This window comes from Parabacteroides sp. PFB2-10, assembly GCF_029893085.1.
Lineage (GTDB): Bacteria > Bacteroidota > Bacteroidia > Bacteroidales > Tannerellaceae > QVMG01.
The window spans coordinates 1-1,369 of record NZ_JARXWI010000034.1; the positions used below are offsets into that span (position 1 = coordinate 1).

A 1,369-nucleotide genomic window follows, 5' to 3' on the forward strand; every position below is an offset into this window, starting at 1 on the left:
CGTGCTTCGGGTAGTCCCAGGCAGAGTTGAACTGCCGACCTCTACATTATCAGTGTAGCGCTCTAACCAACTGAGCTATAGGACTGTCAACTTGGAGTCTGCTGCCCGGGCAATCTGTCGCCCAGTTCATCGTTCTCTTTCAAGATCATATTATAAATACATAATCAAAGCAATACAAAAAACTAAAAAAGCCTTATCTACTGTCCATTCATATAACAAGACTCCAGAAAGGAGGTGTTCCAGCCGCACCTTCCGGTACGGCTACCTTGTTACGACTTAGCCCCAGTCATCGGTTTTACCCTAGGTCGATCCTCAGCGGTTACGAACTTTAGGTACCCCCAACTCCCATGGCTTGACGGGCGGTGTGTACAAGGCCCGGGAACGTATTCACCGCGCCATGGCTGATGCGCGATTACTAGCGAATCCAGCTTCACGAAGTCGGGTTGCAGACTTCGATCCGAACTGAGAATGGGTTTAAGGGATTGGCTCCTTGTCACCAAGTGGCTGCCCTCTGTCCCATCCATTGTAACACGTGTGTCGCCCCGGATGTAAGGGCCGTGCTGATTTGACGTCATCCCCACCTTCCTCACAGCTTACGCTGGCAGTCCCGCTAGAGTCCCCAACACTACTTGATGGTAACTAACGGTAAGGGTTGCGCTCGTTATGGCACTTAAGCCGACACCTCACGGCACGAGCTGACGACAACCATGCAGCACCTCGCAAATCGCTATTGCTAGAAAACGAGTTTCCTCGTCGGTCGAAATGCGTTCAAACCCGGGTAAGGTTCCTCGCGTATCATCGAATTAAACCACATGTTCCTCCGCTTGTGCGGGCCCCCGTCAATTCCTTTGAGTTTCACCGTTGCCGGCGTACTCCCCAGGTGGATAACTTAACGCTTTCGCTGTAGAGCTAACTGTCTATCGCTAACTCCTAGTTATCATCGTTTACGGCGTGGACTACCAGGGTATCTAATCCTGTTTGATCCCCACGCTTTCGTGCTTCAGTGTCAGTTATGGTTTAGTAAGCTGCCTTCGCAATCGGAGTTCTGCGTGATATCTAAGCATTTCACCGCTACACCACGCATTCCGCCTACTTCAAACATACTCAAGCTATCCAGTTTCAACGGCAATTTTATCGTTAAGCGACAAACTTTCACCGCTGACTTAAACAGCCACCTACGCACCCTTTAAACCCAATAAATCCGGATAACGCTCGGATCCTCCGTATTACCGCGGCTGCTGGCACGGAGTTAGCCGATCCTTATTCATACAGTACATGCAATACATTACACGTAATGTCTTTTATTCCTGTATAAAAGAAGTTTACAACCCATAGGGCAGTCTTCCTTCACGCGACTTGGCTGGTTCAG

At 49.7% G+C, this 1,369-nt stretch carries 1 tRNA gene and 1 rRNA gene; both read right to left on the reverse strand.

The window, feature by feature from the left end:
- Window positions 1–11: 11 nt before the first annotated feature.
- Window positions 12–85 (reverse strand) — tRNA-Ile (locus M2137_RS14785).
- A 142-nt stretch (window positions 86–227) separates the two neighbouring features.
- Window positions 228–1,369 (reverse strand): 16S ribosomal RNA (locus M2137_RS14790); the annotation flags it as partial.